Genomic DNA, 26,970 nt, shown 5'->3' on the forward strand with positions numbered 1-26,970 from the left:
CAGCAGACGGGAAGCGGTTTCTTGACAATCCATACAGAACCCCTGAAGTCCGTTTCGGACATCGAGCGGACGACGCCCATGACACCGTTCCCCGGCCGCATCGCGACATTCCTGGGCGGCAGGCGCTGGCGCAGCCTGGCGCCGCTGGCGGTGCTGATTGTACTCTGCGTACTCATCGCCATTGCCAACCCCAATTTCATCGAGCTGCGCAATCTGGTGCGGCTTGCGAATTCCGCCGCCGTGCCGCTGACGCTGGCGATGGGGCTGACCTTCATCATCCTGATGGGCAGCATCGACCTCGCAGTCGAAGGCACGCTTTCGGTGGCGGCGATGGTGCTTGTGCTGCTCGCCGCCAATGACGGCAACGGCAACGACTATGGCTGGTGGGCGGTGCTCGCTGCCATCGCCGCCGGCACCGCCATGGGCTTCGTCAGCGGTCTCGTCCAGGCCATGCTGCGCATCCCGTCCTTCATGGGCACGCTCGGCATGTGGTTCATCGGCCTCGGCCTGTCGGTCTATATGCTGGGCGGCACGGCGATCAAGCTGAACGACGCCTCGATCCGCGACCTGGCCTTGCACCGTTTCCTCGGCCTGCCGGTGGCGGTCTGGGTTGCGTTCGGCGCGTTCCTGCTCGCCACCGTCATCCAGTATCACACCAAGCTCGGCCGCCACATATTGGCGATCGGCGGCGACGAGGATGTCGCCAAGCTCTCGGGCGTCAATGTCGTGCGCGTGCGCATCACCGCTTTTGCGCTGGCCGGTTTCTTCTTCGGCATTGCCGGTGTGCTTGCCGCCGCACAGCTCGGCCAGTCGCACGCCGTCATCGGCGACGGCAGGCTGTTTGCAGCGGTCACCGCAGTGGTCGTCGGCGGCACCGCTTTGACCGGCGGCGAGGGCGGCGTCGTCAACACGCTGATCGGTGTGCTGATCGTCACCGTGCTTGCCAATGGCATGATCCTGCTCGGCATCTCGCCCTACATCCAGCAGACGGTGCAGGGTCTGATGATCATCGCCGCGGTGGCGCTGTCGCTCGACCGTGTCCGCCTGAAAATCGTCAAGTGAACGCCATGCTGCAGGCGTCCAACATCATCAAGAATTTCCCCGGCGTCCAGGCGCTGCGCGACGTCTCCATCGAGGTGCGGCCCAATGAAGTTGTCGGGCTGATCGGCGAGAACGGCGCCGGCAAGTCGACGCTGATGCGGGTGCTGGCCGGCGGCTACCGGCCGGATGGCGGCTCGCTCACGCTGGATGGCGAACAGCTGCGCATGCGCAACGCCCGTGATGCGGCCAGGCATGGCATCGGCATGGTGTTCCAGGAGCAGTCGCTGGTGCTGAACCTGACGGTTGCCGAAAACATCTATCTCGGCGGAGAGGACCGCTTCACCCGCTTCGGCCTCGTCAATTGGCGCGCCATGAACGCGGCGGCGCGGCGGCAACTGGCCAAGATCGGCATCGACATCGACGTCACCGCGCGCACCTCCGAACTCACCTTCGCGGCGCGCCAGATGGTCGAGCTCGCCAAGGCGCTGACCCTGGAGGAAGTGGTCGAGCGGCAGTTGCTGATCCTGCTCGACGAGCCGACCTCGGTGCTCAACGCCGCCGACATCGAGGTGCTGTTCGCGCGGGTGCGCTCGCTCAAATCCCGCGCCAGCTTCGTCTTCGTCTCGCACCGCCTCGACGAGGTGCTCAATATCTCCGACCGCGTCTACACGATGAAGGATGGCGCCGTCGTTGCCGAACATCGTGCAGCCGAAGTCACCGCGCCGGAGCTGCACGAGATCATGGTCGGGCGCGGCCTGCAGGCCGAATATTTCCGCGAGGCCCGCCAGCTGGCGCCGCGCGATATCGTGATGGTCGAGGCCAAGGGGCTTGGCGCCAACGGTTTCTATCACGGCGTCGATCTCTCGATCCGGGCCGGCGAGATCGTCGGCATTGCCGGCGTTGTCGGCTCCGGCCGCGAGGAGGTGACGCGCACCGTTGGCGGCTTCGTCCAGCATGATGCCGGCGAGATGAAAATCGCCGGCGATGCCGTGCGCTTCTCCTCGCCGGAGCCGGCGGTGCGCAAGGGCGTCGGCTATGTCCCGCGCGAGCGCCGGCTCGAAGGGCTGGTGATGTTCCTGTCGATCGCGGAGAACATTTCGCTGGCCGATCTCTCCAGCGTCATGCGCCATGGCGCCATCGATTATGGCAAGGAGCGCCGGCTTGCCGCCGACTGGATCAAGCGGCTGCGCATCAAGGCGCCCGGCCCCGATGCCGCCTGCCGCAAGCTCAGCGGCGGCAACCAGCAGAAGGTGGTGCTGGCGCGCTGGATGACGGCGGGCTCGCGCATCCTGGTGCTCGACCATCCCACACGCGGGCTCGATGTCGGCGCCAAGGAAGAGGTCTACGAATTGGTGCGCGACCTCTCCGCGCAAGGCGTGGCGATCCTTTTGATTTCCGACACGCTGGAGGAAACGATCGGCCTGTCGCACCAGGTGCTGGTAATGCGCGATGGTGCAATCACCGCGCGCTTCGATGCCAGCCCGGGCAACAAGCCGAACCAGGTCGATCTTCTCAGGGCAATGGTGTGAGCCGATGAATGAAGCGTTCTCCATCAGGCGGGTTTTCGAGGGCAAGTGGACGCAAGGCGCCATTCCGCTGGTGCTGCTGGTCGGCCTGCTTTTGATCATCGAGATCGCCGCGCCCGGCTTCCTGACCGGCGAGACCGTGGCGCTTTTGTTTGCCAACACTGCCGTGCTGTTCATCCTGGCGACCGGCGTCACCTTCGCCATCCTGCTTGGCGGCATCGATTTGTCGATCCAGGCGGTGGCATCGCTGGCCAGCGTCATCCTGGCGCAATTGCTGCCTTCGCTCGGCCTTGCCGCCTTTCCGGTGGCGATCCTGTCGGGGCTTGCCTTCGGCATCCTGAGCGGCGTCGTCCACGTCAAGCTGCGCGTGCCGTCCTTCGTCGCGACGCTCGCCACCGGCGGCGTCGTCACCGGCTTGGCGCTCTGGGTCTCCAATGGCCGCGCCATCACGATCGAGGAGGATGGTCGCGAAAACACCGCCTGGATCAACGCCACTGTCGCTGGCATTCCCGTGGTGGTGCTGATTTCGGCGGTGATCGGCATCGCCGCCTTTCTGGCGCTGCGCTACACGCGCTTCGGCCGCCAGGCGATCGCGGTCGGCGCCGGCGAGCCGGCGGCGTGGGCCGCGGGCATCAATGTCGACCGCACCAAGATCATCGCCTTTGCCGCGTCGGGTATGCTCGCGGCCATCGCCGGCATCGTGCTGGCAGCCAGGCTGTCGAGCGGTTCGCCGGTGCTGGCCAACCAGCTGCTGCTGCCGGCCATCGCCGCCGTCATAGTCGGCGGCACGGCGATCACCGGCGGGCTCGGCGGCGTTGCCCGCACGGCGGTCGGCGCGCTGATCATCTCGATCGTTCGCATCGGCATGACCTTTGTCGGCGTCAACATTTTCCTGGAAAACATGGTGTTCGGCGCCGTGCTCATTGCCGCCGTCGCCATCACCATCGACCGCAGCAAGATCGCGGTCATCAAGTGATCCCGCCTCCCAGGCAAGCGCGGACAGGACGGGACCGCATCGGCGCGAGGCCGATGCGGTCCGGCCCGATCGGATCACATCGTGTCGAGGCCGATCAGCTCGATCTTGTAGCCGTCGGGGTCTTCGACGAAAGCGATGTGGGTGGTGCCGTGCTGCATCGGGCCGGGCTTGCGCTGGATCTTGGCGCCGCGCTTTTCCAGTTCGGCGCAGACGGCGTAGATGTCGTTGACGCCGAGCGCCAGATGGCCGAAGCCGGTGCCGATCTCGTAGGGCTCCTCGCGGCCCCAGTTCAGCGTCAGCTCGACGACGGCTTCCTTTTCCTCGGGGCCGTAGCCGACAAAGGCGTTGGTGAACTTGCCGCCGGGGTAGTCGTCGCGGCGCAGCAGGGTCATGCCAAGCACCTCGGTGTAGAAGGCGATCGACTTGTCGAGGTCGAGCACCCTGATCATGGTGTGCATATAGCGAAAGCCCGGGGCGTCGCTCATTGGGGGAGTCCTCCGAATTCTGTGATTTGCGGGTCTGATCATCCACATCGAACGCTTGACGGCAAATGGCCTCGCTTGATGTTCTAAATCAGGGTTGTATGATAACACGACAACGCAGGTATTTGTCCAGTCGTTTTGCCAAGGGGCCCAGAGCCAATCCATGAATGCCGCGCCCTCCGCATCGCAGATCGCAGCCCTCGCCGGCCTGCTGCCGAACGGTGGGCAGCTGACCGATGAAGCGGATCTGGCGCGCTTCAGCCGCGATTGGTCGGGCGATCATTTCGGCCGGCCGCTGGCCGTGGCGCGGCCCTCTTCGGTGGAGGAGATGTCGGCGCTGATGCGGTTCTGCCATGCCGAGCGCATTCCGGTGGTGCCGCAAGGCGGCCTGACCGGGCTCGTGGGCGCCGCAGTGGCGGCGGATGGCGGCGAGATCGTCATCTCGCTGGAGCGCATGAACCGTATCCGTTCGATCAGCCCGATCGACTTTGCCATGGTGGTCGAGGCCGGCTGCATCCTCGAGGACGCCAAGCGCGCGGCCGAAGCGAGCGACTGCCTGCTGCCGATCACCTTCGGCGCGCAGGGCAGCTGCCGCATCGGCGGCAATGTCGCCACCAATGCCGGCGGCTTCAACGTGCTGCGCTACGGCATGACGCGCGACCTGGTGCTTGGCCTGGAAGTGGTGCTGGCCGACGGCCGCATCTGGAACGGGCTGAAAGTGCTGCGCAAGGACAATCGCGGCTATGATCTGAAGCAGATCTTCATCGGCTCGGAGGGCACGCTCGGCATCGTCACCGCGGCGGCGCTGAAGCTGTTCCCCAAGCCGACGCAGATCGAAACCGCGCTGGTCGGCTTGCGCTCCGTCGAGGACGCGATGGCACTCTATGCAAGGGCGCGGCGCGATTGCAGCGATTTGCTCACCGCCTTCGAGCTGATCCTGCGCGGCGGCATCGAGATCACCATGCGCGAGGGCAAGGATTTTCTCGATCCGCTCAGCCAGCCCTATCCCGTCTACGTGCTGATCGAGGTGTCGTCGGGCGGGCTGATCGACCTCTCCAATATGCTTCTGGATTTTCTCGGCAGCGTCGAGGACATCGTCGAGGACGGCGTCATCGCTTCGACCAGGGCGCAGGGCGAGCGGCTGTGGCTTTATCGCGAGATCATGGTCGAGCGGCAGGGCAGGGGAGGCCGCTACCTGCGCACCGATGTGTCGGTGCCGATCTCCAGGCTTGCCGATTTCGTCACCGATGCGCTGGCCGCCTTGGAGAAAGCCCGGCCCGACGCCCTGGCTGTCACCTACGGCCATGTCGGCGACGGCAACATCCACCTCAACGTCGTGCCGCCGGAAGGCATGGGCACCGAGGCGATGGAACATCTGTTCGAGCAGGCGGAAGCCGAGATCTTCACTGTCGTCGACCGCTATGGCGGCTCGATCAGCGCCGAGCACGGCATTGGCCGGGTCAAGCAGAAGGCATTCCTCGACCGCATCGATCCGGTGACGCTCGACCTCGCCGCCGGCATCAAGGACGCATTCGACCCGCGCCACATTCTCAGCAACGGCCGCATTCTGGCGCCGGCACCCGCCGTCGACTATAGGTGAGCGATGACGCTGAAACTCGACAAGGTCAATCGCGGCCCACACCTCTCCACTCTGGTGGCCAGTTCCATCTCGCGCGAGATCGCGCAAGGGCGGCTGAAGCCGGGTGACCAGCTGCCGACCGAGGCGGCGCTGGCAACCACTTTCGGGGTCAGCCGCAACGTGGTGCGCGAGGCGATCGCGCGGCTGCGCTCGGAAGGCCGAATCTGGTCGCAGCAGGGGCGCGGCGCCTTCGTGGTCGAGAGCAACAACCCGACGGTGCTGACCATCGACCATGAGACGCTGCAGCGCGCCGACTCGTTTCGCAATCTGTTCGAACTGCGTGGCATCCTCGAAGTGCAGGCGGCGGCCCTTGCCGCAAAACGGCGCAGCGACGCCGATCTCAAAGCCATGGGCGATGCGCTGTCCGGCATGCGCGCCGCCCCCTATGGCAGCGTCGCCTGGCTGCGCAGCGACCTCGAATTCCACCGCACCGTCGCCGAGGCGACGCGCAATTCCTACATGGGCCAATTCCTGGTCTTCGTGTCCGAGCGGGTGCGCGAAAGCATTCTCGCCGCCGGCAACCAGCAAAAGTCGGACGACATGGCCCGCATCACGCTCGGCGAACATGAGCGCATCCTGAGAGCGATCCGTGCCGGCGACGCCGAAGGGGCGCAAGCCGCGATGCGCGACCATCTGGCGGGCGCGGCGCTGCGGGTGGGGTTGCATGAGGGGGAAGCTGCGGAGATAGCGCCGGGGCCTGAGGCAGCGTCTCCGGTACGGCATTCGCGGTTGCGGAAGGCTGTGCGCGGGCAGGCTTAGGGATAGCCTTGCCTTGTCCGCGCGCTGGGCCAATCGCCTATGGCGGCGCTGACCCCCACTCCGTCTCGGCTTCGCCGAGCCACCTTGCCGGGGCGAGCCACGGGTCTCGCCCGTCCTTCGGACCCCCCATTTCATGGGGGATGAGGAAATGCCAATCTCCGAGATCGCAGCCCTTCAAAAGCTTTGGTTTCCTCTCCCCCACGAATGTGGGGGTAGAGGTGGCTCGGCGAAGCCGAGACGGAGTGGGGGAGCGCCATATCAGATTTCACACGGTCGTCGGCTCAACCAGCTCAGGGCCGGAGATAGGCCGCCACCCCACCGCGCTATTTCAGCGGCAGAAACAGCTCAAGCACCACTTCGCGCACCGGTCCGTTCGACGAAAAGTGCCGCTGGCAATAGATCGGAAAGTCGCGCGCCTCCTCGCCGCTGGCCGGAAGCCATTCGCGGTAGAGGTAGAGCGCTGCGGGCTCGAGATTGTTGGTGTTGCCGGGATAGCGCAGCACCGCGCAGCGTCCGCCGGGGATCACGCCGGCCTTCATCTGCGCGGCCTCGATCGGCCCGCCTTCTACCGGCAGGTCGGTTCCGGCACAAATATCCATGCTGTAATCGGCCGGGTTCGCCGGCTCCCTTTCGGAACGGAAGATGTTGAAGGTCGGGCTTGTCTCGGGCGAGAGCCCGGCCGCCTTGCGCCAGGCGATGAAGCGCTGGATGGTGTCCTGGAGCGTCGCCCGGTCGCCGCGATGCTCCATGATCGCCACCGGCGTCGGCGGCACATCGCGGATCATCACGTCGGCGGGTTCGAAGATTATCTGCATGAGCGTGGTCCTTGCTTTGTCGAGCGGCCCGAAGGCCATGAGCCACGCCCCCCAGTCGGGAGACTTCCGGAACGACGAAGGCGATTGTCCGAACCGTTGCCGAAAGGCGCGGGCGAAGGCATCCGGTGCGTCGTAACCGGCATCCATCGCTATGTCGGTGACGCTTTGGGCGTCGCTCTCGGCAAGCCGGTACGAAGCGCGCTTCAGGCGGGCGAGCTGGACATAGCGATGCACGGACAAGCCGAAGGTTGACGTGAACTGCCGGTGGAAATGGTATTTCGAGAACGCCGCGACGCCGCTCAACGCTTCCAGGCCCAGATCGCCGTCCAGATGCTGGTCGATGTGGTCCAGCACCCGCTGCATCCGGGCATGGTAGTTTTCAAGTGGCGTCTTCATTCCGTGTCTTCCGTGGCGGCACCAGATAGGCGCTCCGGGGCATGTCGCGCTCGACCGATCTTGCGGTTTGACATGGATGGGCTGGTGGGCGCCAGCGGGTGCTAGAGGCGCACCTGATCTGCCTGAGATTGAAGCGGCCGCGGAGTCAGTGTCACGGGCGCAGGAGGTTGCGTCCGGTGCGGCATTCACGGCTGCAGAAGGCCGTGCGCAATCGGGCTAGGGTGTAAAGGTACGCCGAAGACACCCAAAGCGATGCCCGCTAAGGCAAAAGACGCCCGCGTTCTCCGCTACGACTGACGTGGAGTGCGCCAAGCATGAGGCCGAAGAATTTCATAACACTTTGCGATGTCGCTCATAGCTCAACGCTCTCTGTGTACCCTGCGCGAAAGACGCCAAGGGTACGAGATCAGCAACTTGTTCCATCAGCGCTGCATCATCGTGCTCAAGGGCACGGTCAAACACCGCGAAGCGTTCATTTGGCTCGTTGAGCGCAGCCTTCACGTCGGAAAACGCGACGTACTTTGCAGCAATCGAGTTATGATGCGGCGCGACAGCATCAATAAGCAAGATCGGCGCGGCGTCACGCCTTACAACCGCAAAATCAAAAACATGCTGCTTGCCGCTCTTGCCGCGCAAACTGAATCTCTCCTCCGTAGGCATATCCTTCGGGACTGTCTTCTCAAGAATACGGCCTATCCGCTCCTTGAGAGATGTTTCTGCGGCAGCCACAAACTTTGCTACAGCGGCATTCGCGGTCGCAGCGGAAGCGTTTGCTACAGCTAGGATAGCCGCCGTAAGCCATTCTTTGTCTGAAACACGAGCCACAAGGACATTGCCTCGCTCAGTCAGATTGAAGCGCGCCGCCTGCTCTTCCATGACGTTGGCAATCAGTCGAGGATCACGCCCGTGTGCCCACGCTGAGCGATATGCGTTGCCGGAATCGTGGACTTCGAAACCATCACGCTTCTTGCTGACAAAAACATCCACCGGCTCGAAAGAAGGATATAGGCAATGAGTGGGCACACGAATACCCTCCTCGGTCGCCTTGAGGATCTCGTAATCAGCTAGCAGACCGGCGATTTCGTCGCTCAGAGTCATGGCTTTTGTTCCAGGCGCATTGTCCGTTGTGCAGGCACATCGAATGATCTCTGATCATGGGACAATGTGAGGTTAACGCGGCCGCAAAAATCGGCAAGTACCTGCGGCAGCTTTCGTACTTGCACATTTATGGGGCGCCTATATGGCAAACCACCCCAGCCACTGTTCCTGACAGCGTCGACATTGTCGTACCACGCATGCTCATGAACACCGCACACCCTTGGTGGCAAGTTGAACTTCCCGGCGTCATGGGGATTTGGCTTACACTCATCTGGCTGCGCGACATCGACACGCCAGATGGGCTGCCCCCTAAAGATTAAACTCATCGACGGATATTCGGGAAAGCGAAAGCGGAAACGAAGATGCGCCCTGACGATCCCGATATCGTCCTCAATAGGCCATTTCGCTTCTTTGTCCCCTATCCTTGTGGAGTCGGTCCACTCCGGCGGGCCGCCCTGAAGCGATTTCGCACCAGCGAGAAAGTCATTGACCTGGTTCAGCTCGGTAGCTGACGGTTTGATGAACATGACGCACCGTAACGGTGGAATCTCTTTTGGAAACAGTCTCTTTCCAACTGTTCACAGAATTTTGGCGCGTCGAGTAATACTGCGAAGGATGCAGATGGGCAGTTGGCTTGCGCGTTCGAATACTAAATCGCCGCGCCGTATCGCTCCAGCGCTGTCACGTCTCCGCCGCCCCCACCAGCGAAACCCCGTTCAACCCCGCAACAATATCCGATAGCGCCGGCACGAACTTCTCGCCATGACCCGTCGTGACGGCCATCGCAAACCCATTGCGCACCGCGGCGCCGATCGGGTTGGCGATGCCGGCGGCTTGGGCGAAGGAGGCGAGGTAGGTCATGTCTTTCAGCGCGTTGGCGATGGCGAAGCGCTGGGCGTTTTCGTTGCGGTTGAGGACGAAATCGAAGAACGCCTGGTAGAAGCCGCAATCCATGCGGCTGCCTGATATAACGCTGTTGAAGACCTGCGGCGTCAGGCCGGCCTTGGCGCCGAGGCTCAGCGCTTCCGAATAGATCGCGGAATAGCCCATCGAGATGAAATTGTTGAGCAGCTTCATGGTGTGCCCGCTGCCGGTCGGGCCGGTGTGGACGACACGCGCGGCGAAGGCCTCGAGCACCGGCCGGGCGCGGGCGACGATTTCGGCCGCACCGCCGACCATGACGTCGAGCTTGCCCTCGGTGGCTTCCTTGGGCGTGCGCGCCAGCGGCGCGTCGATCAGCGTCATGCCCTGCTCCGCGAGGTCGGCGGCAAGCGCTGTCGTCGATGACGGGTTGGAGGTCGAGCAGTCGATGATCAGCAACGGCTTAGCTGCCGCAGCAAGGCCATCCTGGCCTTTGACCAGCGCTTCGACCTCGTCCGAGCCGGTGACGCACAGGATGACGATGTCGCTCGCGGTGGCGAGCGCGCGCGGGCTTGGCGCTTCGGTGGCGCCGGCGGCGATCAGCCGGTCGGCGGCCGTGCGGCTGCGGTGGACATGCACCGTCAGCGGCCAGCCCTTGCGCAGCAGATTGTCGGCCATGCCGGCGCCCATGCTGCCCAGGCCGATGAAGCCGATGCGTTCTTTCATGCAATCCTCCCATGGCTCGTGCCGGCGGGCCGAACTTTCGTCACCTTGCGGCGGGCACCCGTCGATGCAATTCTTTGAATAAGATTCGGCCTTCGAACAAGAATCGAACCGGAGTGCCACCGATGGCGGAGCCCATGACTTTCGACGCCATACCGCAGGCGCCCAACCTGCGGACGGGTCTGGTCAACACGCTGATTGCGCAGATCGAATCCGGCGACCTTGCGCCGGGGCAGCGGCTGCCGACCGAGCAGGAGATTGTTGCTGCCACAGGCGTCAGCCGCACCGTGGTGCGCGAGGCGCTGGCGGCGCTGCGTGCGCGCGGGCTGATCACCACGCGCCAGGGGCTCGGCGCCTTCGTCGCCAAGGATCCGCCGCCGAAGACGTTTTCCGTGCTGCCCGACGATCTCGAATCGATCGACGAGGTGCTGCGCGTGCTCGAACTGCGCATGGGCATCGAGGTCGAAGCGACCGGCCTTGCCGCCGAGCGGCGCAGCGAGGCGGCGCTCCAGCAGATGAGCGCGCGGCTCGATGCGCTGGAAGCGGCGGTGCGTGCGGGCGGCTCCGGCTCGGAAGAGGATTTCGGCTTCCACCGCGCCATTCTCGCTGCGACGCAGAACCCGAATTTCACCCGGTTGTTCGACACGTTCGGCAGCGCCATGGTCCCGCGCCATTGGACGCGGCTCGACCGGATGACGGAGGCTGAGCGGGAAAAATATCTCGACCGCATGCAGCGCGAGCATCGCGCCATTCTCGGGGCAATCGAAGCCAGGGACGTCAATGCCGCGCGGCGCGCCATGCGCAGCCATCTGACCAAAAGCTATGCCCGCTTCGAGGATCTGCGCAACAAGGCTGTTCACGATTAGGGGGCCAACCACGGTTGACGGACTGCTCATCCGGCGACCCCGCCGAGATAGAGTTCGTGCATCAGCGAAATGTTCCTCCCGGCTCCCACTGTTGCAGTCTTACCCCGTTGTCATACAACCCTGTAATCTGGTAAATCCAGGGAAGAGGGATGTCAATCGCGTTGCCATGCGATATGAGGCTCCCGGAAAAATCGCAATCATGGAGCCGGCATTGCCGGCGAAGCCGCAAGTCAGGAACAGCGAGATGCATTCACGGAAATTTGGCCGTACCGGCAGATCAGTCAGCGAGATCGGCTTCGGCGCGTGGGCGATCGGCGCCGCCTGGGGCGAGGTCAATGATGACGATGCGGTCGCAGCCCTGCATGCCGCGCTTGATGCCGGCGTCAGCTTCCTCGACACCGCCGACGTCTATGGCGACGGCCGTTCGGAAAAGCTGATCGCACGGGTGATGAAGGAACGCGGTGGCGCGCGCCCGTTCATCGCCACAAAGGCCGGACGGCGGCTGCCGAAGCAGACCGTCGAAGGCTACAGCGTCGAGAACCTCAACGGCTGGATCGACCGCAGCCTGAAATACCTCGAGACCGACACGCTCGACCTGGTGCAGCTGCATTGCCCGCCGACCGATCTTTACTACCACCCGGAGGTGTTCGAGCGTCTCGACCGTTTGGTGGAGCAGGGCAAGATCCGCAATTACGGCGTCAGCGTCGAGCGTGTCGAAGAGGCGCTGAAGGCGATGCAATATCCCGGCGTCGTCAGCGTGCAGATCATCTTCAACGCCTTCCGCCAGCGCCCGGCCGAGCTGTTCTTCGACCAGGCGAAAAAGAACGATGTCGCCGTCATCGCCCGCGTGCCGCTGGCCAGCGGCCTGTTGTCCGGCAAGTTCAGGGCGGACACCAAGTTCGAGACCACCGACCATCGCCTGTTCAACCGCAATGGCGAAGCCTTCGATGTCGGCGAGACGTTTTCGGGCGTGCCCTTTGACGTCGGGCTGGCGGCGGTCGAGAAGGTGCGGCCGCTGGTGTCAGGCGACACCACCATGGCGAAATTCGCGCTGCGCTGGATCCTGATGTTCAACGCGGTGACGGTTGTCATCCCCGGCGCCCGCAATCCGGCGCAGGCGGTTTCCAATGCGGAAGCGGCTGAGCTTGCGCCGTTATCCTCCGAGTTGATGGCCAAGGTGAAGGCGGTCTACGATGAGAACATCAAGCCCTACGTGCATCAGCGCTGGTGAGCCAGCGCCTGCCGCCCTCGACCGGCTGACTGACCAGAGGTCAGCCGGGGCAAAATTGCGCTCGTCGTTACAAGCTGTGCAGCGGATCCTTTGATCCACCGGTCATTTAATCGGCCGTGCCGCTTGTTATTGTGCAGTGCAGCAACGATATTGCTGCGTGTGCGTTGTGTGCACGAGTCTGCCCATTCCGGCGCGCAAGGATACCAATTTGCGAGACATATCCGATACGATCGCCCGGCTGAGCGCGATGCGCCGCCGGCCAGCCGTTGCAGGGCTGAGCAAGGACGACCACCTGTCCGAGATGACAGGGTTCGGGTCCAATCCCGGCGCCTTCCGCGCGCGGTTTTATCTCCCTGAAAACCTGCCGAAGGAGGCAGCGCTGGTCGTGGTGCTGCATGGCTGTACCCAGACTGCCGCCGGCTACGATCATGGCTCCGGCTGGACCGAACTTGCCGACGAGCAGGGTTTTGCCGTGCTTTTCCCCGAGCAGCAGCGCGCCAACAACGCCAATCTTTGCTTCAACTGGTTCGTGCCAGGCGATATAAGCCGCGACAGCGGCGAGGCGCTGTCCATCCGCCAGATGATCGAGGCGGCGGTGGTCACCCACGGTCTCGACCGCAAGCGGATATTCGTCACCGGTCTTTCCGCCGGCGGCGCCATGGCGGCGGTGATGCTGGCGACCTACCCGGACGTGTTTGCCGGTGGCGCGATCATTGCCGGGCTTGCCTATGGCAGCGCCTCGACCATCCCCGAAGCCTTCGACCGCATGCGTGGCCATGGCGGACCGTCCAGAACCGACCTGCAGCGTCTGTTGCGGGAAGCTTCGCCGCACAAGGGGCCGTGGCCGAGGATTTCGGTCTGGCAGGGCTCGGCCGATACGACAGTGGTGCCTTCCAATGCCGACGCGGTGCTGGCGCAATGGCAGGGCGTGCACGGCCTCGCTCAAGCGCCGACACGCACGGAAAAGGTCGACGGTCAGAGCCGAAAAGTCTGGTCCGACGGCAAAGGCCGCGACGTGGTCGAGGCATACAGCATTGCCGGCATGGGCCATGGCACGCCATTGCAGGCGGGCGGCGACAATGCTCTCGGCAAAGCAGGGCCGTTCATGTTGGATGCCGGGATTTCCTCGACGCGCCACATCGCCCGTTTCTGGGGGCTGACGAAGCCAGAGGTACGACGCACGGCGAAAGCCGAGGCCGGTTCAGGCACTGCATTGCAGCCTTTCTCGCCGAAGGAAAAACCGCGAGCCGTCCGTGTCGATCCGGCCCCGGAGCCTGTCAATCCGCCAGGCGGTCCGGCGGGCGGGATTACCAAGGTCATCGAGGACGCGCTGCGGGCAGCGGGATTGATGCGCTGAGGCTGAGGCTCGCCCCGCACACGCCCAAAATACAAGGGCAAGCGCCAGCATCATTATCGCAGCAGGCCTTCGTCCTCGAACGCATCCCAGCCCTTCAATCCGGGCGCCGGGCCGTCCGTGTCCCGGGCCTTCCTCGCAGTGCGAGCCTGGTCGGTGCCCTTTCCCGCGCGCGTCAACGCGGCCTTGCCCGCGCCGCGCCGCCTGTTCTCGGCGACTTCCTGGACATCCTGCTCTCTCCACACGGTTGCCAGATCGCGGTCCAGGACGTCCTCGATGTGGCGTGGGTCGAAAACGTGGAAGGTCACAGACTTTGATCGCCCACGCATCTTGACCGTGCGTGTGCCGGCGCTTTGCAGCCGACCGTCCTTGAGCCATTTGTGGCGCTCGCGCGAAGAGATCGTAAGGATATCCTCGACCTCGCGTGGAAGCACAGGCAGCGCCTCCACTCCCTCCAGTGTTTTGGAGATACTGGCAGAGGCGGCCTTGAACGCTTCCGCTTCGGATCTCGACATTCGCAATGCGATGCGCCCCGTCTCGGCCTTGACGTGCTTCCTGACTGCCCATGGCAGGCGGGCTCTGACTTCACGTTCGATCCCCTTGGAGCGCACGGCGGACCCGAGTGTCGCTGACGGCGACAACGGCCATTCGGCAATCAGTTGCGGGGACGGGCTCATGCCTTCCTGGGGCTGGTTTCGTTGGTTCGATGCTAACACGGCAAGAGCCGGTAAAGCCAAGGCAACAGCGAAAAGGGGCAGGTCCGATGAGAACCCGCCCCCTTACGGCCGAATCTGAACGTCGCTTGCAGCGCGCCGACAGCACCCTCGGCCCCGCCGCCGTACGGCGGCGGGGCTCGATGATCAGAGTGGGCTGGCCTTGCGCGTTTTGTCGCGCTCGGCCTCGATGTCGGTGTAGGGGTCGGCATCGGCATCGAAGCCGGTCCAGCCACCGGCTTCATAGGCGCGTCGGCGGTCTTGCAGATCGACCGAGTTGGACTCGCCAAGAATACGCTCGGCCTCGTCGGCGAGTTCGTCACTGACCCTGGCGGTCACCATCGTGCCACCGCGGCGAACGCCCTCCGCATAGACATGCGCATCCCTTTCGGGGACGCCGGACTCGGTCAGCGCCCCGACGATGCCGCCGGCAGCGCCACCGACGACCGCGCCGCCAACGGCGCCGACCGCGGTGGCGGCCAGCCATCCTGCGGCCACGACCGGACCGACGCCCGGAATGGCCATGATGCCAAGCCCTGTCAGAAGCCCGCCGGCGCCGCCAATGACGGCTCCGAGACCGGCGCCGCCGGCTGCATCCTCGGCGGCGTTGGAGGTGTCGCCATCGTCGTACCAGTCGTCCGAATTGTTGGCGACGATGCTGATGTCGGCCTGCGGCACGCCGATTGCCTCCAGTTCGCCGACGGCATCGGAGGCATCATCGTAGTTGTCGAAAAGTCCGGTTACGGTTTTCATGGTCTTGATCTCCTCGATCTGGTTCAGAGGTTCAGTTGGCGCCGGCAACGACGTTGCCCTGATAATCGAGCGCCACGGTCGTGGTCTTGCCATCCTTGGTGGCCTGACCGCGCCAGATGCCCTGGTCGTCTTTGGTCAGCTTGGACACGCCGGAGAAGCCGGCATCCTGAATGCGGCTCTTCGCCTGATCCTCGGTGAAGCTGTTGGCACCCGGGACCGGGGCGGCCGGATTGGTGGTGTCGGTCGTGCTCACGGCCGGGGTGGTGGAGCTGGTGGTCGACGATGCATTGTCGGCGGAAGCGATCTTCTCGACCATTTCCTGATGCATTTTGAGCGTCGGCAAGGTCTCGGAGGCGAAGGTCTTCAGCTGCGCGTTGTCGCCGTCCTTGGCGTAGCTCTCGAACAGCGTGACCGCCTCCGAATGCGCATCGCGCTGCATCTGGACATAGGGCTTGTCGACGGCATCGTTGGCATTCTGCAGAGCCTCCAGATCGGCCTTGTGCTTGGCGTCCAGCTCCGTCGGCACTTTCAGCTTCTGTTCGCCGGCGATGGTCGCAAGCTTGGCGTTGGCGGCGCCGTGATCGTCGATCATCTTCTTGGCGAAATCCTTAACGCCTTGATCCTGGGCCTTGCCTTCTGCGATCTTGCTGGAATCCACTTCGAACAGGCCGCCGATGGCGGCCTTGTCGACAAAGTCCTGAGCACTGTCGGCGGCGAAGGCGGGCAGGGCGAAGACCATGGCTGTGGCGGTGGCCAGCGAAGCTAGAAGAACACGTGTTTTCATGGACAGAAATCCTCGTTGGGGCACACATCGTGCTGTGAGCCTAACCAGTGCGGCCAAGCTTTGTTCCGCCGCCAAAGCGTTATAGCCGGGAGGGTCGATGCCGCGATGATGGCCCCTCGTCAGCGGCTTTTTGCGCCTTTGCCATGCCGACGCTGAGGACGGCGACCCGCTCGATGGGCGCCTTGCAAGTCGATCAAAAAGGGAAACGAGGCCCTTCGCCGCCGGCAAGTGAACACCGCCCGCGGTGACCTATCGAGGTTCAGCGATCGTTGCGTTCGAGGCGGCGCGCAACCTCTGTTTGTGCGACCTGCAGCAGCGTGTCTATTTCGAACATCGCCGCCGCATGGCCGCCGTCGCGAATGACACGGCGGGCGCGGTGGAGCAGGTCGGAGACCGTCCGCAGCGTTTCAGCATGGCTCGATCGATTCGACAAATGCGTGCCCTCCATCAGCCACAACCGTTGGATCGGGAGAGTGTTCCCAAAGTTAGCGGCCGGCCGGGCGAATGACTGTGACGCAGGCAGCGGAACCATCCTTGTCCGTTGGCCGTTCCCCCTGCCTCAACGAAAGGAACAGCCATGGCCGACAACGACACCCCGAAGGACACCGCGAAGGACACCCCCAAGGACACCCCGAAGATTTCCGCCCGAGAGGCCCAGGAGGCCCTGGAGAAGCAGGTCGCATCGCTGAGGCGCGAGATCAGCAAGATCAACCGGACGCTTGCCGACCGCGCAGAAGATGCCGTCGGCGAAGCCGGCGGCTGGTACGGCAGTGCGACCGAGCGCGCGGCACGGGCAACGCAGCAGCTGAGATCGCAGGCGCAGACGGTGTCCGAAGCCGTCCAGCAAAATCCCGGCACCATCAGCAGCGCTTTCGTGCTTGGTGGCATTGCCGGGTTGTTGATCGGCATGCTGCTCGGGCAAAGCCAGGAACGCGACCGAAGCTGGTTCTAGCGGCGTATCTTATGAATATTGCGCCCGCCGGCTTTGCTGGCGGGCTTTGTATGGACGCCAGATCACTGTGGCTTTGAGTGAAAAACTCCCCGCTCGGGTAAACGGGATTTGTGGTCGGCGCCGCCTGGACGGCGCCCTGACAGTTGAGTTTCCCTGCCGCGGTCGTATGTTGTTGACCGCAGTGGAGGATCACAAATGCCCATTCGACGCAAAGCCACCGAGGCCGGCGTTTTGCAGCCATCCGAACTCGAGCTGTTGGGCCGTGTATTCGAGCAGCTTAAGCGCGACGGTCAGTCGCCCGAAGCACGCGACGCCATCGCATCCCGGATTATCGCGAACTATATGGCCGGCGTGGTCGACGAAGCCGAGCTCGTCAGTCTTTCGAGGCAACCGCTGGGCCGGTAGTGCGCTTTCCATTCCGGGTTCAGAAGAGTTTCAGGTCGTCAAATCAGAGGGATAAGGCAATGCCGGCTGACCCACCGATAGAGCGACGGTCGCATATCCGTGATCTTGTTCTGAAGGAAGCGACAATCCGCGTTGGCGACGCCAGTATCAATTGTCTGGTTTGCAACCAGCACGCTCACGGTGCGGAGCTGCGGGTGAAGGCCGATACCGCAATCCCCGACCGTTTCGTGCTTCACGTGCCGGTCGATCATACCAGCTATCGCGCCGTGGTGCGGTGGAGACGGAACGAGCGACTTGGGGTGCAACTCGATTCGGGACGGCAGGCGTAGATGGCGGTAGCCGGGACGGATCACCCAGCTGTTCAAGTGCAGGGTTGATGGGACAAGGCAGGGCTCGTTTGCGGCACGAACGCTTCTTTCTATGCTGCTTGCGATTTGCAATCAGTTGCTATAGCGTCTCACTGCTTGCAAATTACAAGCGGTTAATCCGTGAACCGACTATGTGAAGGCGCTGCTTATGGCCAAACTTATCTTGGGAATGAACGTTTCCATCGATGGCTATGTCGATGACCTTGCCGGAAATCTGGTCATGGGCGCACCAAGCCAGAAGCACTTCGAGTACTGGATCGAGACGATTCGCAACCATGCCGGCGCTGTGTATGGCCGCCGGATGTACGAGGTCATGCGCTATTGGGACGATGATCGCGCGGAATGGGATGCTTCGCTTCGCCAGTTCGCGACACTCTGGCGCAAGCTGCCCAAATGGGTCGTTTCGCGCACACTTTCACGGGTCGGCCCCAACGCCACCCTCATCTCCGGCGATATTGAAACGCAGATTCGCGAGATCGCGGCCCGCACCGAGGGTATCCTGAGCGTTTCCGGTCCGGAACTGGCCGGTCTTATGACCGGGCTGGGCCTGATTGAGGAATATCACCTGCACGTGAGGCCGTTCGTGCTCGGCAAGGGCAAGCCTTTCTTCCACGAGGCAAGGCCTCCGCTGCAACTGGTGTCGAGCACATTGATCGATGACGATACGGTTCATATGATCTATGTGCCGCGAGGCTGAACGACGAGGCGCTTCAGCGCCAACATGCGAACCAACACGTACGTTCGCAGTGGGCCTGGTCCCGGCCTTCGCACCGAGGTCTCACATGTCAGCTTGCGTGCTGGGTACCCAAGCAGCAGAGGGTCTGCTGTCGGCCGAAAATCTGCCGGTCAGCAATGCGCCCCATGCCGGTCAAAGAGGCCCTGCCGCCGTTCCTCCATAAGCAGACATTGCAGACCTACAAGGACATCGCTTTTACGCCCGAAGCGCCGCTTCGGTTGGTCCTTCAGTGACCTGGCGGCCCAAGGGCGTCGTCCTCCACCGCCCGCCCTCGTCCGCAACTCACCGTTGCCAGCGGCTCTGCTCCTGGCCTTCCCCCGATGACCGAGCGGGTAGTGAAACATCATGGTCAAGCCTGAAAAGCAAGGTCCAACCTACCGCCTTTCCAGGCCTGCGTCATCATCGTCCAGCAGTTCAGGATCCTGCGTGCGCCAGCCGGGTCCGCCGGGTCGGCCGGCGGCACAGTTTTTTTCATCCCGCTGGAACATTGGCGAAGGAATGCAGTTGGGGTCGCTGCAGATGCCGCCGCGTGGTGCCTGTGGGCGATTGGTGGCAACACCTGATCGGCCGCCGCTCCTTTACGAGGCGGCTTAGCGTGTGAGCCAATCCTGCAGCAAAGGCCTTGGGATTGGAACGACCAACAGGAGGCAGTCATGAAGCACCAGACACTCGATCAACTCCAGTCAGTCGCGGACATCAGTCCACTATCGCCGGCTCTGCTGGCTACAAGGACGCAACGGATAGAGCGGTGGGCGGAACTGCTCTATCGAAATCCGACGCGCTCCCTTGTGGCTCTCACCGGGACTGAGCATCTGCATCCCTCTGTCCGCGGAGAAGCGCGCGCGGTCGGATCGGCGATCAGTGTCGCCTTTGACGATCCACTGCTGCGTGCATCGGGCATGCAATCGGATACCTACGGGGAAGCCAGACGCTTCTTCGAACTCTCCGATTGGCAGTTGCATGAGATCGTCTGCAGTTGCCACACCGGCGCCACCATGCAGGCTGGCTGGGCCGCCGGGCGTGTCCGCAGGGTCCTCAATGGGAGCAAGATATTGGCTTGGCTGAGAAAAGGATTCATGCCGCACTGAGACACAGCGCTTGCGCCTGAAGAAGCATGCAGGCTCCAGCAGAGATTGCGTCGGCTCCGCGAAGGCATGGCTGACCTCAATGGAGTAGGGCGGCCGAGTTGCTTGCGACTTCAGAAATGACGTTCACCATTGCTTAGTGGACCTCGTCAGGGTGATCGGCAAGTTCGTGAATAGCGAGTACCAGCGCCAGTTTCGACCAACCGGTCGGCAGCGCCCTCGTGACCAAGCGGGGTTACTTATCCTCGGTGCGTCACATGTGCGCTTCGTCAGCGGTATAGCCTGCCAATCCCTCCACAGCCGTTTTGACGCTGCGAAAAGCTCGAGGCGTGAGGGGGCAATTTAACCGAGGAATCCCGAAAACGGACCTTCCGCTTTCGGCCCCGAAATTGAAATCCGAGGCACCCCGCCATCACCCCGGAAAGATCGTAAACCCGCCATCGACGCGGAGCACCTGCCCATTGATAAATCGTGCGCGGGGGCCGGCTAGAAAGGCCACCGCCTCGGCGATCTCCTCCGGCTCGGCATAGCGGTTCAGCGACTTCTTGCTCGAATCCATGCGCTCCGGATCGACCGTGCGGGTCGCCTGGAAGCGTGCCGTCTTCGTGGCGCCTGGGCTGACCGCGTTGATGCGCACGCCGTCGTCGATCAGTTCCTTGGCGAGACAGCGCGTGTAATGCACGACCGCGGCCTTCAAGGTGGAGTAAACGACCTCGGGCGAGCAGCCGAGATGTGCCGCCGCGGAGGCGATGTTGATGACGGAGCCGCCGCCGCGCTGCTTCATCGGCGGCAAGAAGGCCTGGCAGACCAGCATCGTGCCGATCAGATTGTTCTCGGTGAGCACGCGGATGTCGTCCAGTTCGATGTCGAGGGCGTTGTTCGGGTTCGGCTTGCCGCCCTTGGCGCCGATGTCGCCGCCGGCGCAATTGACCAGCACATGGACGTCGCCGAGATCGGCCTCGATCCTGCGCTTCATCTCGGCCACCGCCTTCTGGTCGCCAATGTTGCCGGTCACCGACGTGACCTTCGTGCCGTGCCGCTTCAGGCGCTCGACCACTTCGCCGAGATTGGCGAACTCGCCGTATTTGGCCGGCGCCGTTTCGTCCATGTCGTGGATCGCGACATTGGCGCCGAGTTCCGCCAGGCGCTCGGCCATCACGCGGCCGAGGCCACGGCCGGAGCCGGTTACGAAGGCGGTCAGTCCATCGAGTTCACGTGCCGTCATCAGATCTTCTCCATCAAACCAAATTTGCGCATGTTGGCCGCGCTGCGCCGGATCATGTCGAGCTCATAGGAAATCAGTGAGACGTCGTCTTCGCGCTCCCAGGGCGTGCGGGTGTCGGCATCGTCGGGCAGCCGGTTGCGCTGGGCTGCCGCCAGGCAGGCGGCAAACTCGCGCGCCGTCTTCGGGGGATAGCCTCGCCACCAGTCGTCGCTGAGATAGCGGACATGCCGGGCCTCCAAGGCGCCCGGTTCGAGAACGGCGGTCATGCGATCGTGGTGCTGGCCAAGAATGGCGAACAGCTCGGCAAACGGCACCGCACCGTCGCCGATGGCACAACGGATCAGCCGATAGCCTTCGGTCGTGAACTGCACGCGGTAGTCCTTGAGGTGGACATGGCGGACATAGGGGGCGATCACCTTCGTAAAATCGAGCGGCGCTTCGCCGACCGGGAACGTGTTGCCGGTGTCGAAGGTGACGCCCACACTGTCACCACCTAGCGCGCAGAATTCGACGAGTTCCCGGCTGGTGAAGTCCTGGTGGTTTTCGATCGCAAGGACATACCCTTCGGCATTCGCGCGGGGACCCCATTCCACCAATCGCTCTCGAATGATGCCGACGTACTCGCTCCATTTTTCGCCGGCGGCGTTGCGGTCTCCGCAGAGAATGGGCGTCAGCGCCGTCCGGATGATTTTGGCCTTGAGCAGGCGCGCGGCCCGAAACGCATCGTCGAGCGGTTCGCCCACCAGCAGGCCGCCGCTGACGACCGGCGTGATGCCAAGGCCGGCGAGCCGTTCGCGCAGCGCGATCACCGCGTCGTCGGAAAGCTCGCTCAGCCATGGCACCCAGATCTCCAGCACGCGCGCGCCGAGTTCGGTCGCGAGCGCGATGAAACCTTCGAGCCCCGCTGGCTGCGGATTGGCGCGTGGCGTGCCGCGGCCCTGGAGGCCGAGATGATAGGTCAGGCCGTAGGGGTTCAGGCCGACCTCGAGCATGAAGCGATCCTTTGAGTCAGGTGTCGTCATCTCAGGCCGGCATCCACGGTGATCGACTGCTTGGTGATCATGCGGCTGTCGTCGGCGGCGAGGAACAGCACCGTGCGCGCGATCTCCTCGCCGAGCAGAACCTTGCGGATCACCTGGCGCTGCACGACCTGATCGACCGAACCTTGGGTCTTGTACCAAAGCTCCCGCTGCCGGTCGGTGATGACGGCGCCCGGCTCGATGGCGTTGACGCGGATGTTGTCGGGGCCAAACGCCCGCGCCAGCGCGAAGGTCAGCCCGACCACCGCAGCCTTGGCCGCCGCATAGGGCGCCATCTCTGATGCGCCGAAACGCCAGGCGATCGAGGAAAAATTGACGATCGAACCAAAGCCCAATTCCTGCATGTGCGGATGCACGGCCTGGGCGGCAAAGAAGTGGTGCCTGAGGTTCACATCCTGGGCGTGGTCCCAGTATTCCTGCGTCACGTCGGCGACCGAGAGGCGATTGTCGTCGGCGGCGTTGTTGACCAGCACCGCGACAGGCCCGACACGGTCGCGCACCGTGCCGATCGCGGCCTGGAGGGCGGGGATATCGGTCACGTCGCAGCGCAGGAACAGGGGCGCGTGCGCTGCCGCGGCGGCGAGGTCGCGGGCAAGCTGCTCGCCGGCCTCCTGCTGCAGATCGAGAAACGCGACGCGCGCGCCATTGGCGCAGAAGGCGCGGACCGTGTCGGCGCCGATGCCCGACGCACCGCCGGTGATCAGCACGACACGCTCGGACAGGCTCGGATAGGTGGCGAAGGACAAGGCGGAACTCTTTTCAGATCAAGCTTCGGTCAGATCAGGCGTTGGGTCGTCGGGTCGAACAGGCACGCACGCGACATGTCGATGCCGAGCGTCACCGTCTCGCCCATAAGCGGCGTGCCGTCGGGGTCGAAACGGCCGGTGATTTCCTTGCCGCCCAGGCGCAGGACGGCCATGGTCTCCGCGCCTGTCGGCTCGACCAGTTCGACCACGGCATCGATCTGCGCGATGCCCGGCTTGCGGCGCGCAAGGTCGGGATCGAAGCGGTAGATATGCTCGGGACGGATGCCGAGCACAAGCTGTCGCGGCGTGTCGGATGGGAGCGCCTGGACGATCGGCAGGCTGGCCGTCTTGCCGTCGGCGGTCTGCAGGACGACAGTCGGGCGGCCGCCTTCCTGGCTCAGTTCCGCGGCCAAAAAATTCATCGCCGGCGACCCCATGAAGCCGGCGACGAACATGTTGGCCGGACGGTTGTAGATCGTGGCGGGATCGTCGAATTGCTGGACCTCGCCCTGGTGCATCACGGCGATGCGCGACGCCAGCGTCATCGCCTCGACCTGGTCGTGGGTGACGTAAACCGTGGTCTTGCCGACGCGGTGATGCAGCTTCTTGATTTCGGTGCGCATGTCGACCCGCAGCTTGGCATCGAGATTGGAAAGCGGCTCGTCGAACAGGAACAGTTTGGGATCGCGAACCAGCGCCCGGCCCATGGCGACGCGCTGGCGCTGGCCGCCCGAGAGCTGTCCGGGCTTGCGCCCAAGCAGCGGTTCGATCTGCAGGAAGGCAGCAACTCGACTGACGGCCTCGTCCTGCTGCGGCTTCGGGACGCGGCGGCTTTCCATGCCGAAGGTGATGTTCTCGCGCACCGTCATCGTCGGGTAGAGCGCGTAGGACTGGAACACCATGGCGATGTCGCGGTCCTTCGGCGGCACCGAATTGACCAGCCTTCCGTCGATGCGGATCTCGCCGGAGGTAACAGATTCGAGCCCGGCGATCATCGCCAGCAGAGTGGACTTGCCGCAGCCGGACGGTCCGACCAGCGCGATGAACTCGCCGTCCTGCGCCTCGAGATCGACGCCCTTCAGCACCTCGACCGCACCGTAGTTCTTGCGCAGCGATCGGATGGTCAATGTCGACATGCAATGCCCTTCACTTGACCGCGCCTCACTTGATCGCACCCTGGGTCAGGCCGCGGACGAAATACTTGCCGCCGAAGAGATAGATCAGCAGCGGCGGCAGCGCGCCGATCAGCACGGCGGCGCTCATGACATCGTAGGCGCGCACATTGGTGCCGCTTGCCGTCAGCGCGACGAGCGCTGCCGTGATCGGCTGTTGCTGCCCGGAGGTGAAGACGACGCCGAACAGATATTCGTTCCAGATGCCGGTGAACTGCCAGATCACCGTGACGATCAGGATCGGCGAGGAGAGCGGCAGAATGATCTTGCGGAAGATGCGCCAGAAGCCGGCGCCGTCGATGCGCGCCGCCTTGATCAGGTCGTCGGGGATGCTGACGTAGTAGTTGCGGCAAAACAAAGTGGTGAACGAAATGCCCTGGATAACGTGGATGAGGACGAGCCCGTAGACCGAATTGCTGAGGCCGAGATTGCCGAGGATGAACGCCCACGGCATCAACGAAATCTGGCCCGGAATGAAGACGCCGAGCAGCATGCAGGTGAACAAAGCTTCCGAACCTCTGAAGCGCCATTTCGACAGGATGTAACCGTTCATCGCGCCGACCGCCGTCGAGATGATCGTGGCCGGGATCGTCATCTTCAGGGAGTTGTAGAAGTTGCGCTGCATGCCCTCGCAGGTGCCGCCGATGCAATAGGTGCTCCAGGCCTGGCCCCAGGCATCGAGGCGGAAGCTGCGCGGCAGCGAGATCAACCCGTTGCGCGCGATCTCCTGCTGGTCGCGGAATGAATTCAGCACCACCACCAGCAACGGGACCAGGTAGATCGCCGCGAAGACGACCAGCAGCCCATAGATGGCGAAGCGGGTGAGAAAATGCCGGCGCGACGCGACTGCGGCAGCGCGACGGTCGAGCGACTGGTCCAGGGAGACGTCAGCCATGGCCGGCTTCCTTGCGCCGGCGCCAGACCACCCAGAATGAATAGGGCACCAGCACCACGGCAACAGCGGCAAGCATCATGATGGCGGCGGCCGCACCTTCGCCGATCTGGCCGCGTTGAAACATCAGGTCATAGACGTAGATGGCGGGGAAGGTGGTCGAGATCCCCGGGCCGCCTTTGGTCAGGGCCGCCACGAGGTCGAAGGTCTTGATGGCGAACTGGATCTGGATGACGGCGACCGCCAGGAAGATCGGCGCAATGGTTGGCAGAAGCACCTTGCGATAGATGCGGAACGTCGATGCGCCGTCGATCTGCGCGGCCTTGACGAGGTCCTGATCCACCGAGCGCAGGCCGGCCAGGAACAGCGCCATGGCAAAGCCCGAGGCCTGCCAGACACCGGTGATGATCACCGCGTAGATCGCATAGTGCCGGTCGCTGGCGAGTGCGAAACTGAAGCTCGCCCAGCCGAAACCGCGCACCATGGCCTGGATGCCGTCGGTCGGATTGTAGAGCCAGCTCCAGACCGTGCCGGTGACGATGAAGGAGACGGCCAGCGGATAGAGGAAGATCGTGCGCCAGGCCGCTTCGCCGCGCACGCGCTGGTCGATCAGGATCGCCAGCAGCAGTCCCACCGCCATCGAGCCGACGATGTAGAAAGCGCTGAAGAAAAACAGGTTGTTGTAGGCGATGTTCCAGCGCCGGTTCGCCCACAGCGACGCGTAGTTGTCCAGGCCGACGAAGCCGTAGGTCGGCAGCAGCGAGGAGTTGGACAGCGAGATATAGAGCGTCCAGCCGGTGAACACGAAGACGTAGACGAAGCTCGCCACGAGAGAGGGGCCGAGCACCAGCAAGGGCATCGCGGAGCCCAGCCGCTCGCGCCAGGGGCGGGCGGGCGCCGGTACCGACAGGATCAGGTCGTGATTTGACATTCAGAGCACGGAGATTGGCAGAGCACAGGACTGGCGGAGCGCGGGACCGGGATGGCGGATGGCCGGGTGCGGATGGCGCCCGGCCATTGCCATCTATTTCTGTGCTTCCGCCGCGTCGGCCATCGCGTTGGCGCCATCCTCCGGCGACATGTCCGGCGTCGCCACGAACTCGGTAATGGAGTCCATGATCGCGCCGCGCATCTTCTGCGGGATGGTCATGTTGTGGGCCATCGAGCGGACCAGTGTGCCGTCCTTGATCGAAGCCTGCAGATCCTTCTGCGAGACCTGCTGGCACGGATTGAAGCCCTTCGACAGATCGATATCCAGGCGTGCAGGGATCGAGCCCTTGGCCTGGTTGAAGACCGTCTGGAAGTCGGGCGACAGGATCAGGCTGGCCAGCAGCTTCTGGCCGTCGATGTAATCCTGGTCCTTCTGCTTGAAGAACACGACCGAGTCCGAGTTGAGGATGAATCCGGGTTTGCCCCAATCGGTCGGCGCCTGGGCGCAGACATAGTCGGTGCCTTCCTTGAAGCCGGCGGCGGTCAAAAGGCCGATCGTCCAGTCGCCCATGATGTGGAACGCCGCGTCGCCCTTGCCGACCAGCGCCGACATCGAATCCCAGTCGCGGCCGACCATGCCCGGATCCATATATTTGCTCGTCATCAGGCGCATCTGCGTGAAGGCCTTGACCATTCCCGGGCTGCGCATGGACTCGACATCGCCTTCCACAAAGGCCTTACGGTAGAGATCGATGTCCTGGCCGTAGAGCACGACCTCGAACACCGTCGAATCCGTCCAGTCGGCGGTCGAATGCGAGATGCAGATCTTGCCTGTGGCGACGATCTTGTCGCAGGCCGCATTGAACTCGGCCCAGGTCTTGGGCATTTCCGCCACGCCGGCCGCCTGCATGACCTTGGGCGAGGCCCAGAGCCAGTTGATGCGGTGGATGTTCATGGGCGCGGCGACCCATTTGCCGGTCGGCTTCATCACCGGAAGCAATTCCGGCGCCACCACTTTCTCCCACCCTTCCGAGGCCGCCAACTCGTCGAGATCGGCGGTCATGCCGGTCTCGTTCCATTCGGCGATCTCAGGGCCCTTGAGCTGCACGGCAGGCGGGGCATTGCCGGCGATCACGTCGGCGCGCAGCTTGGCCAGCGTATTGGCGGTGTGGCCGGCGATCGAGGTCTGTTCCCATTTGCCGCCCTTGGCGGTGAACATCTCGCCGAGCTTGGCGATCGCCTGGGCGTCCGATCCGGTCGCCCATTGGTGCAAAAGGTTGGTCTTGGGCTCGGCGAAGGCTGTTCCGGCGAAAAATGTGCACGCAGCAGCGGCCGCAAGCGCGGTCATGACGGACTTCATCGTTTCACTCCCATATCGTGTTGCACGGTTCGTCTCGACCGC

General features: G+C 63.7%; 28 protein-coding genes. 12 read left to right on the forward strand and 16 right to left on the reverse strand.

Going from position 1 to position 26,970, the window contains the following annotated elements; all coding sequences use genetic code 11:
- Positions 1-78 precede the first annotated feature (78 nt).
- From NKK50_RS07065 to NKK50_RS07075, 3 genes are read left to right on the forward strand one after another with little or no spacing between them, the layout of a single operon-like run.
- On the forward strand, positions 79-1,062 hold the full coding sequence (locus tag NKK50_RS07065) for an ABC transporter permease (RefSeq protein WP_023733555.1): 984 nt from the start codon (positions 79-81) through the stop codon (positions 1,060-1,062).
- A 5-nt stretch (positions 1,063-1,067) separates the two neighbouring features.
- On the forward strand, positions 1,068-2,570 hold the full coding sequence (locus NKK50_RS07070) for a sugar ABC transporter ATP-binding protein (protein ID WP_352543306.1): 1,503 nt from the start codon (positions 1,068-1,070) through the stop codon (positions 2,568-2,570).
- Positions 2,571-2,574: 4 nt separating this feature from the next.
- On the forward strand, positions 2,575-3,543 hold the full coding sequence (locus tag NKK50_RS07075) for an ABC transporter permease (protein ID WP_352543226.1): 969 nt from the start codon (positions 2,575-2,577) through the stop codon (positions 3,541-3,543).
- Between the two features lie 74 nt (positions 3,544-3,617).
- Here NKK50_RS07075 and gloA read toward each other — a convergent pair whose 3' ends face one another.
- Positions 3,618-4,028 (reverse strand): lactoylglutathione lyase, encoded by a 411-nt coding sequence (gene gloA / locus NKK50_RS07080; protein WP_023726498.1) that lies wholly within the window; start codon positions 4,026-4,028, stop codon positions 3,618-3,620.
- A 160-nt stretch (positions 4,029-4,188) separates the two neighbouring features.
- Here gloA and NKK50_RS07085 point away from each other — a divergent pair, with 160 nt between their 5' ends.
- On the forward strand, positions 4,189-5,625 hold the full coding sequence (locus tag NKK50_RS07085) for an FAD-binding oxidoreductase (protein ID WP_352543227.1): 1,437 nt from the start codon (positions 4,189-4,191) through the stop codon (positions 5,623-5,625).
- A gap of 3 nt (positions 5,626-5,628) precedes the next feature.
- A complete protein-coding gene (locus tag NKK50_RS07090; protein ID WP_023671079.1) occupies positions 5,629-6,423 on the forward strand; it encodes a FadR/GntR family transcriptional regulator in 795 nt (264 codons plus the stop codon).
- A 323-nt stretch (positions 6,424-6,746) separates the two neighbouring features.
- On the opposite strand, the gene NKK50_RS07095 is transcribed toward NKK50_RS07090, so the two are convergent.
- From NKK50_RS07095 to NKK50_RS07110, 4 genes are all read right to left on the reverse strand, one after another.
- Positions 6,747-7,634 carry an AraC family transcriptional regulator gene (locus tag NKK50_RS07095; protein ID WP_352543228.1) on the reverse strand — a complete coding sequence of 296 codons (888 nt, stop codon included), beginning with the start codon at positions 7,632-7,634 and terminating at the stop codon, positions 6,747-6,749.
- A gap of 330 nt (positions 7,635-7,964) precedes the next feature.
- Positions 7,965-8,732 carry a DUF1829 domain-containing protein gene (locus NKK50_RS07100; RefSeq protein WP_352543229.1) on the reverse strand — a complete coding sequence of 256 codons (768 nt, stop codon included), beginning with the start codon at positions 8,730-8,732 and terminating at the stop codon, positions 7,965-7,967.
- Positions 8,729-9,259, reverse strand: a complete 531-nt coding sequence (locus tag NKK50_RS07105) for a hypothetical protein (protein ID WP_023713329.1) — start codon at positions 9,257-9,259, stop codon at positions 8,729-8,731. Before NKK50_RS07105 ends, NKK50_RS07100 begins: the two co-directional genes overlap by 4 nt.
- A 154-nt stretch (positions 9,260-9,413) precedes the next feature.
- Positions 9,414-10,319: an NAD(P)-dependent oxidoreductase gene (locus NKK50_RS07110; protein WP_023710864.1), complete on the reverse strand. Its 906-nt coding sequence runs from the start codon at positions 10,317-10,319 to the stop codon at positions 9,414-9,416.
- Between the two features lie 122 nt (positions 10,320-10,441).
- Here NKK50_RS07110 and NKK50_RS07115 point away from each other — a divergent pair, with 122 nt between their 5' ends.
- The 3 genes from NKK50_RS07115 (at position 10,442) to NKK50_RS07125 (ending at position 13,770) form a co-directional block, all read left to right on the forward strand.
- Positions 10,442-11,182 carry a FadR/GntR family transcriptional regulator gene (locus tag NKK50_RS07115; protein WP_023710865.1) on the forward strand — a complete coding sequence of 247 codons (741 nt, stop codon included), beginning with the start codon at positions 10,442-10,444 and terminating at the stop codon, positions 11,180-11,182.
- A 244-nt stretch (positions 11,183-11,426) separates the two neighbouring features.
- Positions 11,427-12,413, forward strand: coding sequence for an aldo/keto reductase (locus NKK50_RS07120; RefSeq protein ID WP_023710866.1), 987 nt, complete (start codon positions 11,427-11,429; stop codon positions 12,411-12,413).
- Between the two features lie 208 nt (positions 12,414-12,621).
- Positions 12,622-13,770 carry an extracellular catalytic domain type 1 short-chain-length polyhydroxyalkanoate depolymerase gene (locus NKK50_RS07125; RefSeq protein WP_352543231.1) on the forward strand — a complete coding sequence of 383 codons (1,149 nt, stop codon included), beginning with the start codon at positions 12,622-12,624 and terminating at the stop codon, positions 13,768-13,770.
- Between the two features lie 53 nt (positions 13,771-13,823).
- On the opposite strand, the gene NKK50_RS07130 is transcribed toward NKK50_RS07125, so the two are convergent.
- From NKK50_RS07130 to NKK50_RS07145, 4 genes are all read right to left on the reverse strand, one after another.
- Complete coding sequence (locus NKK50_RS07130) at positions 13,824-14,444, reverse strand: hypothetical protein (protein ID WP_050596050.1); 621 nt, start codon at positions 14,442-14,444, stop codon at positions 13,824-13,826.
- A 183-nt stretch (positions 14,445-14,627) separates the two neighbouring features.
- Positions 14,628-15,233: a general stress protein gene (locus NKK50_RS07135; protein ID WP_023750125.1), complete on the reverse strand. Its 606-nt coding sequence runs from the start codon at positions 15,231-15,233 to the stop codon at positions 14,628-14,630.
- A gap of 31 nt (positions 15,234-15,264) precedes the next feature.
- Positions 15,265-16,017 (reverse strand): DUF4142 domain-containing protein, encoded by a 753-nt coding sequence (locus tag NKK50_RS07140; RefSeq protein ID WP_023671088.1) that lies wholly within the window; start codon positions 16,015-16,017, stop codon positions 15,265-15,267.
- Positions 16,018-16,276: 259 nt separating this feature from the next.
- Positions 16,277-16,465 carry a hypothetical protein gene (locus NKK50_RS07145; protein ID WP_023671089.1) on the reverse strand — a complete coding sequence of 63 codons (189 nt, stop codon included), beginning with the start codon at positions 16,463-16,465 and terminating at the stop codon, positions 16,277-16,279.
- A gap of 129 nt (positions 16,466-16,594) precedes the next feature.
- Between NKK50_RS07145 and NKK50_RS07150 the strand changes: the two genes are divergently transcribed.
- The 4 genes from NKK50_RS07150 to NKK50_RS07165 all read left to right on the forward strand — a co-directional run bounded on the left by NKK50_RS07150 (position 16,595) and on the right by NKK50_RS07165 (position 19,566).
- Positions 16,595-16,969: a hypothetical protein gene (locus NKK50_RS07150; RefSeq protein ID WP_023750126.1), complete on the forward strand. Its 375-nt coding sequence runs from the start codon at positions 16,595-16,597 to the stop codon at positions 16,967-16,969.
- A 195-nt stretch (positions 16,970-17,164) separates the two neighbouring features.
- Positions 17,165-17,374 (forward strand): hypothetical protein, encoded by a 210-nt coding sequence (locus tag NKK50_RS07155; protein ID WP_023671091.1) that lies wholly within the window; start codon positions 17,165-17,167, stop codon positions 17,372-17,374.
- Positions 17,375-17,890: 516 nt separating this feature from the next.
- Positions 17,891-18,439: a dihydrofolate reductase family protein gene (locus NKK50_RS07160; RefSeq protein WP_023698777.1), complete on the forward strand. Its 549-nt coding sequence runs from the start codon at positions 17,891-17,893 to the stop codon at positions 18,437-18,439.
- A 692-nt stretch (positions 18,440-19,131) separates the two neighbouring features.
- The gene (locus NKK50_RS07165; protein WP_023671095.1) at positions 19,132-19,566 is read left to right on the forward strand and encodes a hypothetical protein; all 435 of its coding nucleotides are present in this window, start codon (positions 19,132-19,134) and stop codon (positions 19,564-19,566) included.
- 409 nt (positions 19,567-19,975) lie between these two features.
- On the opposite strand, the gene NKK50_RS07170 is transcribed toward NKK50_RS07165, so the two are convergent.
- The 7 genes from NKK50_RS07170 to NKK50_RS07200 form a co-directional block, all read right to left on the reverse strand.
- Positions 19,976-20,788: an SDR family NAD(P)-dependent oxidoreductase gene (locus tag NKK50_RS07170; protein ID WP_023704072.1), complete on the reverse strand. Its 813-nt coding sequence runs from the start codon at positions 20,786-20,788 to the stop codon at positions 19,976-19,978.
- Positions 20,788-21,780: a sugar phosphate isomerase/epimerase family protein gene (locus tag NKK50_RS07175; protein ID WP_023704071.1), complete on the reverse strand. Its 993-nt coding sequence runs from the start codon at positions 21,778-21,780 to the stop codon at positions 20,788-20,790. The genes NKK50_RS07170 and NKK50_RS07175 overlap by 1 nt, the downstream gene beginning before the upstream one ends.
- A 26-nt stretch (positions 21,781-21,806) precedes the next feature.
- Positions 21,807-22,574, reverse strand: coding sequence for an SDR family NAD(P)-dependent oxidoreductase (locus tag NKK50_RS07180; protein WP_023700956.1), 768 nt, complete (start codon positions 22,572-22,574; stop codon positions 21,807-21,809).
- Between the two features lie 29 nt (positions 22,575-22,603).
- Positions 22,604-23,710, reverse strand: a complete 1,107-nt coding sequence (locus NKK50_RS07185) for an ABC transporter ATP-binding protein (RefSeq protein ID WP_352543232.1) — start codon at positions 23,708-23,710, stop codon at positions 22,604-22,606.
- Positions 23,711-23,735: 25 nt separating this feature from the next.
- A complete protein-coding gene (locus NKK50_RS07190) occupies positions 23,736-24,641 on the reverse strand; it encodes a carbohydrate ABC transporter permease (protein ID WP_023671100.1) in 906 nt (301 codons plus the stop codon).
- Positions 24,634-25,569, reverse strand: a complete 936-nt coding sequence (locus NKK50_RS07195; protein WP_023700958.1) for a carbohydrate ABC transporter permease — start codon at positions 25,567-25,569, stop codon at positions 24,634-24,636. Before NKK50_RS07195 ends, NKK50_RS07190 begins: the two co-directional genes overlap by 8 nt.
- Positions 25,570-25,662: 93 nt before the next feature.
- Complete coding sequence (locus tag NKK50_RS07200; protein ID WP_352543233.1) at positions 25,663-26,928, reverse strand: ABC transporter substrate-binding protein; 1,266 nt, start codon at positions 26,926-26,928, stop codon at positions 25,663-25,665.
- Positions 26,929-26,970: the final 42 nt, after the last annotated feature.

The sequence above is a fragment of the Mesorhizobium sp. M0001 genome, assembly GCF_040324255.1.
Lineage (GTDB): Bacteria > Pseudomonadota > Alphaproteobacteria > Rhizobiales > Rhizobiaceae > Mesorhizobium.

Bases quoted from the DNA above. Each gene is read 5' to 3' on its own strand.
- NKK50_RS07070 (WP_352543306.1), top strand. From the start codon at position 1,068: ATGCTGCAGGCGTCCAACATCATCAAGAATTTCCCCGGCGTCCAGGCG.
- NKK50_RS07165 (WP_023671095.1), top strand. From the start codon at position 19,132: ATGAAGCACCAGACACTCGATCAACTCCAGTCAGTCGCGGACATCAGT.
- NKK50_RS07095 (WP_352543228.1), bottom strand. From the start codon at position 7,634: ATGAAGACGCCACTTGAAAACTACCATGCCCGGATGCAGCGGGTGCTG.
- NKK50_RS07190 (WP_023671100.1), bottom strand. From the start codon at position 24,641: ATGGCTGACGTCTCCCTGGACCAGTCGCTCGACCGTCGCGCTGCCGCA.
- NKK50_RS07130 (WP_050596050.1), bottom strand. From the start codon at position 14,444: ATGAGCCCGTCCCCGCAACTGATTGCCGAATGGCCGTTGTCGCCGTCA.
- NKK50_RS07195 (WP_023700958.1), bottom strand. From the start codon at position 25,569: ATGTCAAATCACGACCTGATCCTGTCGGTACCGGCGCCCGCCCGCCCC.
- NKK50_RS07090 (WP_023671079.1), top strand. From the start codon at position 5,629: ATGACGCTGAAACTCGACAAGGTCAATCGCGGCCCACACCTCTCCACT.
- NKK50_RS07200 (WP_352543233.1), bottom strand. From the start codon at position 26,928: ATGAAGTCCGTCATGACCGCGCTTGCGGCCGCTGCTGCGTGCACATTT.
- NKK50_RS07135 (WP_023750125.1), bottom strand. From the start codon at position 15,233: ATGAAAACCGTAACCGGACTTTTCGACAACTACGATGATGCCTCCGAT.
- NKK50_RS07115 (WP_023710865.1), top strand. From the start codon at position 10,442: ATGGCGGAGCCCATGACTTTCGACGCCATACCGCAGGCGCCCAACCTG.
- NKK50_RS07140 (WP_023671088.1), bottom strand. From the start codon at position 16,017: ATGAAAACACGTGTTCTTCTAGCTTCGCTGGCCACCGCCACAGCCATG.
- NKK50_RS07105 (WP_023713329.1), bottom strand. From the start codon at position 9,259: ATGTTCATCAAACCGTCAGCTACCGAGCTGAACCAGGTCAATGACTTT.
- NKK50_RS07185 (WP_352543232.1), bottom strand. From the start codon at position 23,710: ATGTCGACATTGACCATCCGATCGCTGCGCAAGAACTACGGTGCGGTC.
- NKK50_RS07155 (WP_023671091.1), top strand. From the start codon at position 17,165: ATGCCCATTCGACGCAAAGCCACCGAGGCCGGCGTTTTGCAGCCATCC.
- NKK50_RS07150 (WP_023750126.1), top strand. From the start codon at position 16,595: ATGGCCGACAACGACACCCCGAAGGACACCGCGAAGGACACCCCCAAG.
- gloA (WP_023726498.1), bottom strand. From the start codon at position 4,028: ATGAGCGACGCCCCGGGCTTTCGCTATATGCACACCATGATCAGGGTG.
- NKK50_RS07120 (WP_023710866.1), top strand. From the start codon at position 11,427: ATGCATTCACGGAAATTTGGCCGTACCGGCAGATCAGTCAGCGAGATC.
- NKK50_RS07145 (WP_023671089.1), bottom strand. From the start codon at position 16,465: ATGGAGGGCACGCATTTGTCGAATCGATCGAGCCATGCTGAAACGCTG.
- NKK50_RS07170 (WP_023704072.1), bottom strand. From the start codon at position 20,788: ATGACGGCACGTGAACTCGATGGACTGACCGCCTTCGTAACCGGCTCC.
- NKK50_RS07065 (WP_023733555.1), top strand. From the start codon at position 79: ATGACACCGTTCCCCGGCCGCATCGCGACATTCCTGGGCGGCAGGCGC.
- NKK50_RS07100 (WP_352543229.1), bottom strand. From the start codon at position 8,732: ATGACTCTGAGCGACGAAATCGCCGGTCTGCTAGCTGATTACGAGATC.
- NKK50_RS07075 (WP_352543226.1), top strand. From the start codon at position 2,575: ATGAATGAAGCGTTCTCCATCAGGCGGGTTTTCGAGGGCAAGTGGACG.
- NKK50_RS07160 (WP_023698777.1), top strand. From the start codon at position 17,891: ATGGCCAAACTTATCTTGGGAATGAACGTTTCCATCGATGGCTATGTC.
- NKK50_RS07175 (WP_023704071.1), bottom strand. From the start codon at position 21,780: ATGCTCGAGGTCGGCCTGAACCCCTACGGCCTGACCTATCATCTCGGC.
- NKK50_RS07085 (WP_352543227.1), top strand. From the start codon at position 4,189: ATGAATGCCGCGCCCTCCGCATCGCAGATCGCAGCCCTCGCCGGCCTG.
- NKK50_RS07110 (WP_023710864.1), bottom strand. From the start codon at position 10,319: ATGAAAGAACGCATCGGCTTCATCGGCCTGGGCAGCATGGGCGCCGGC.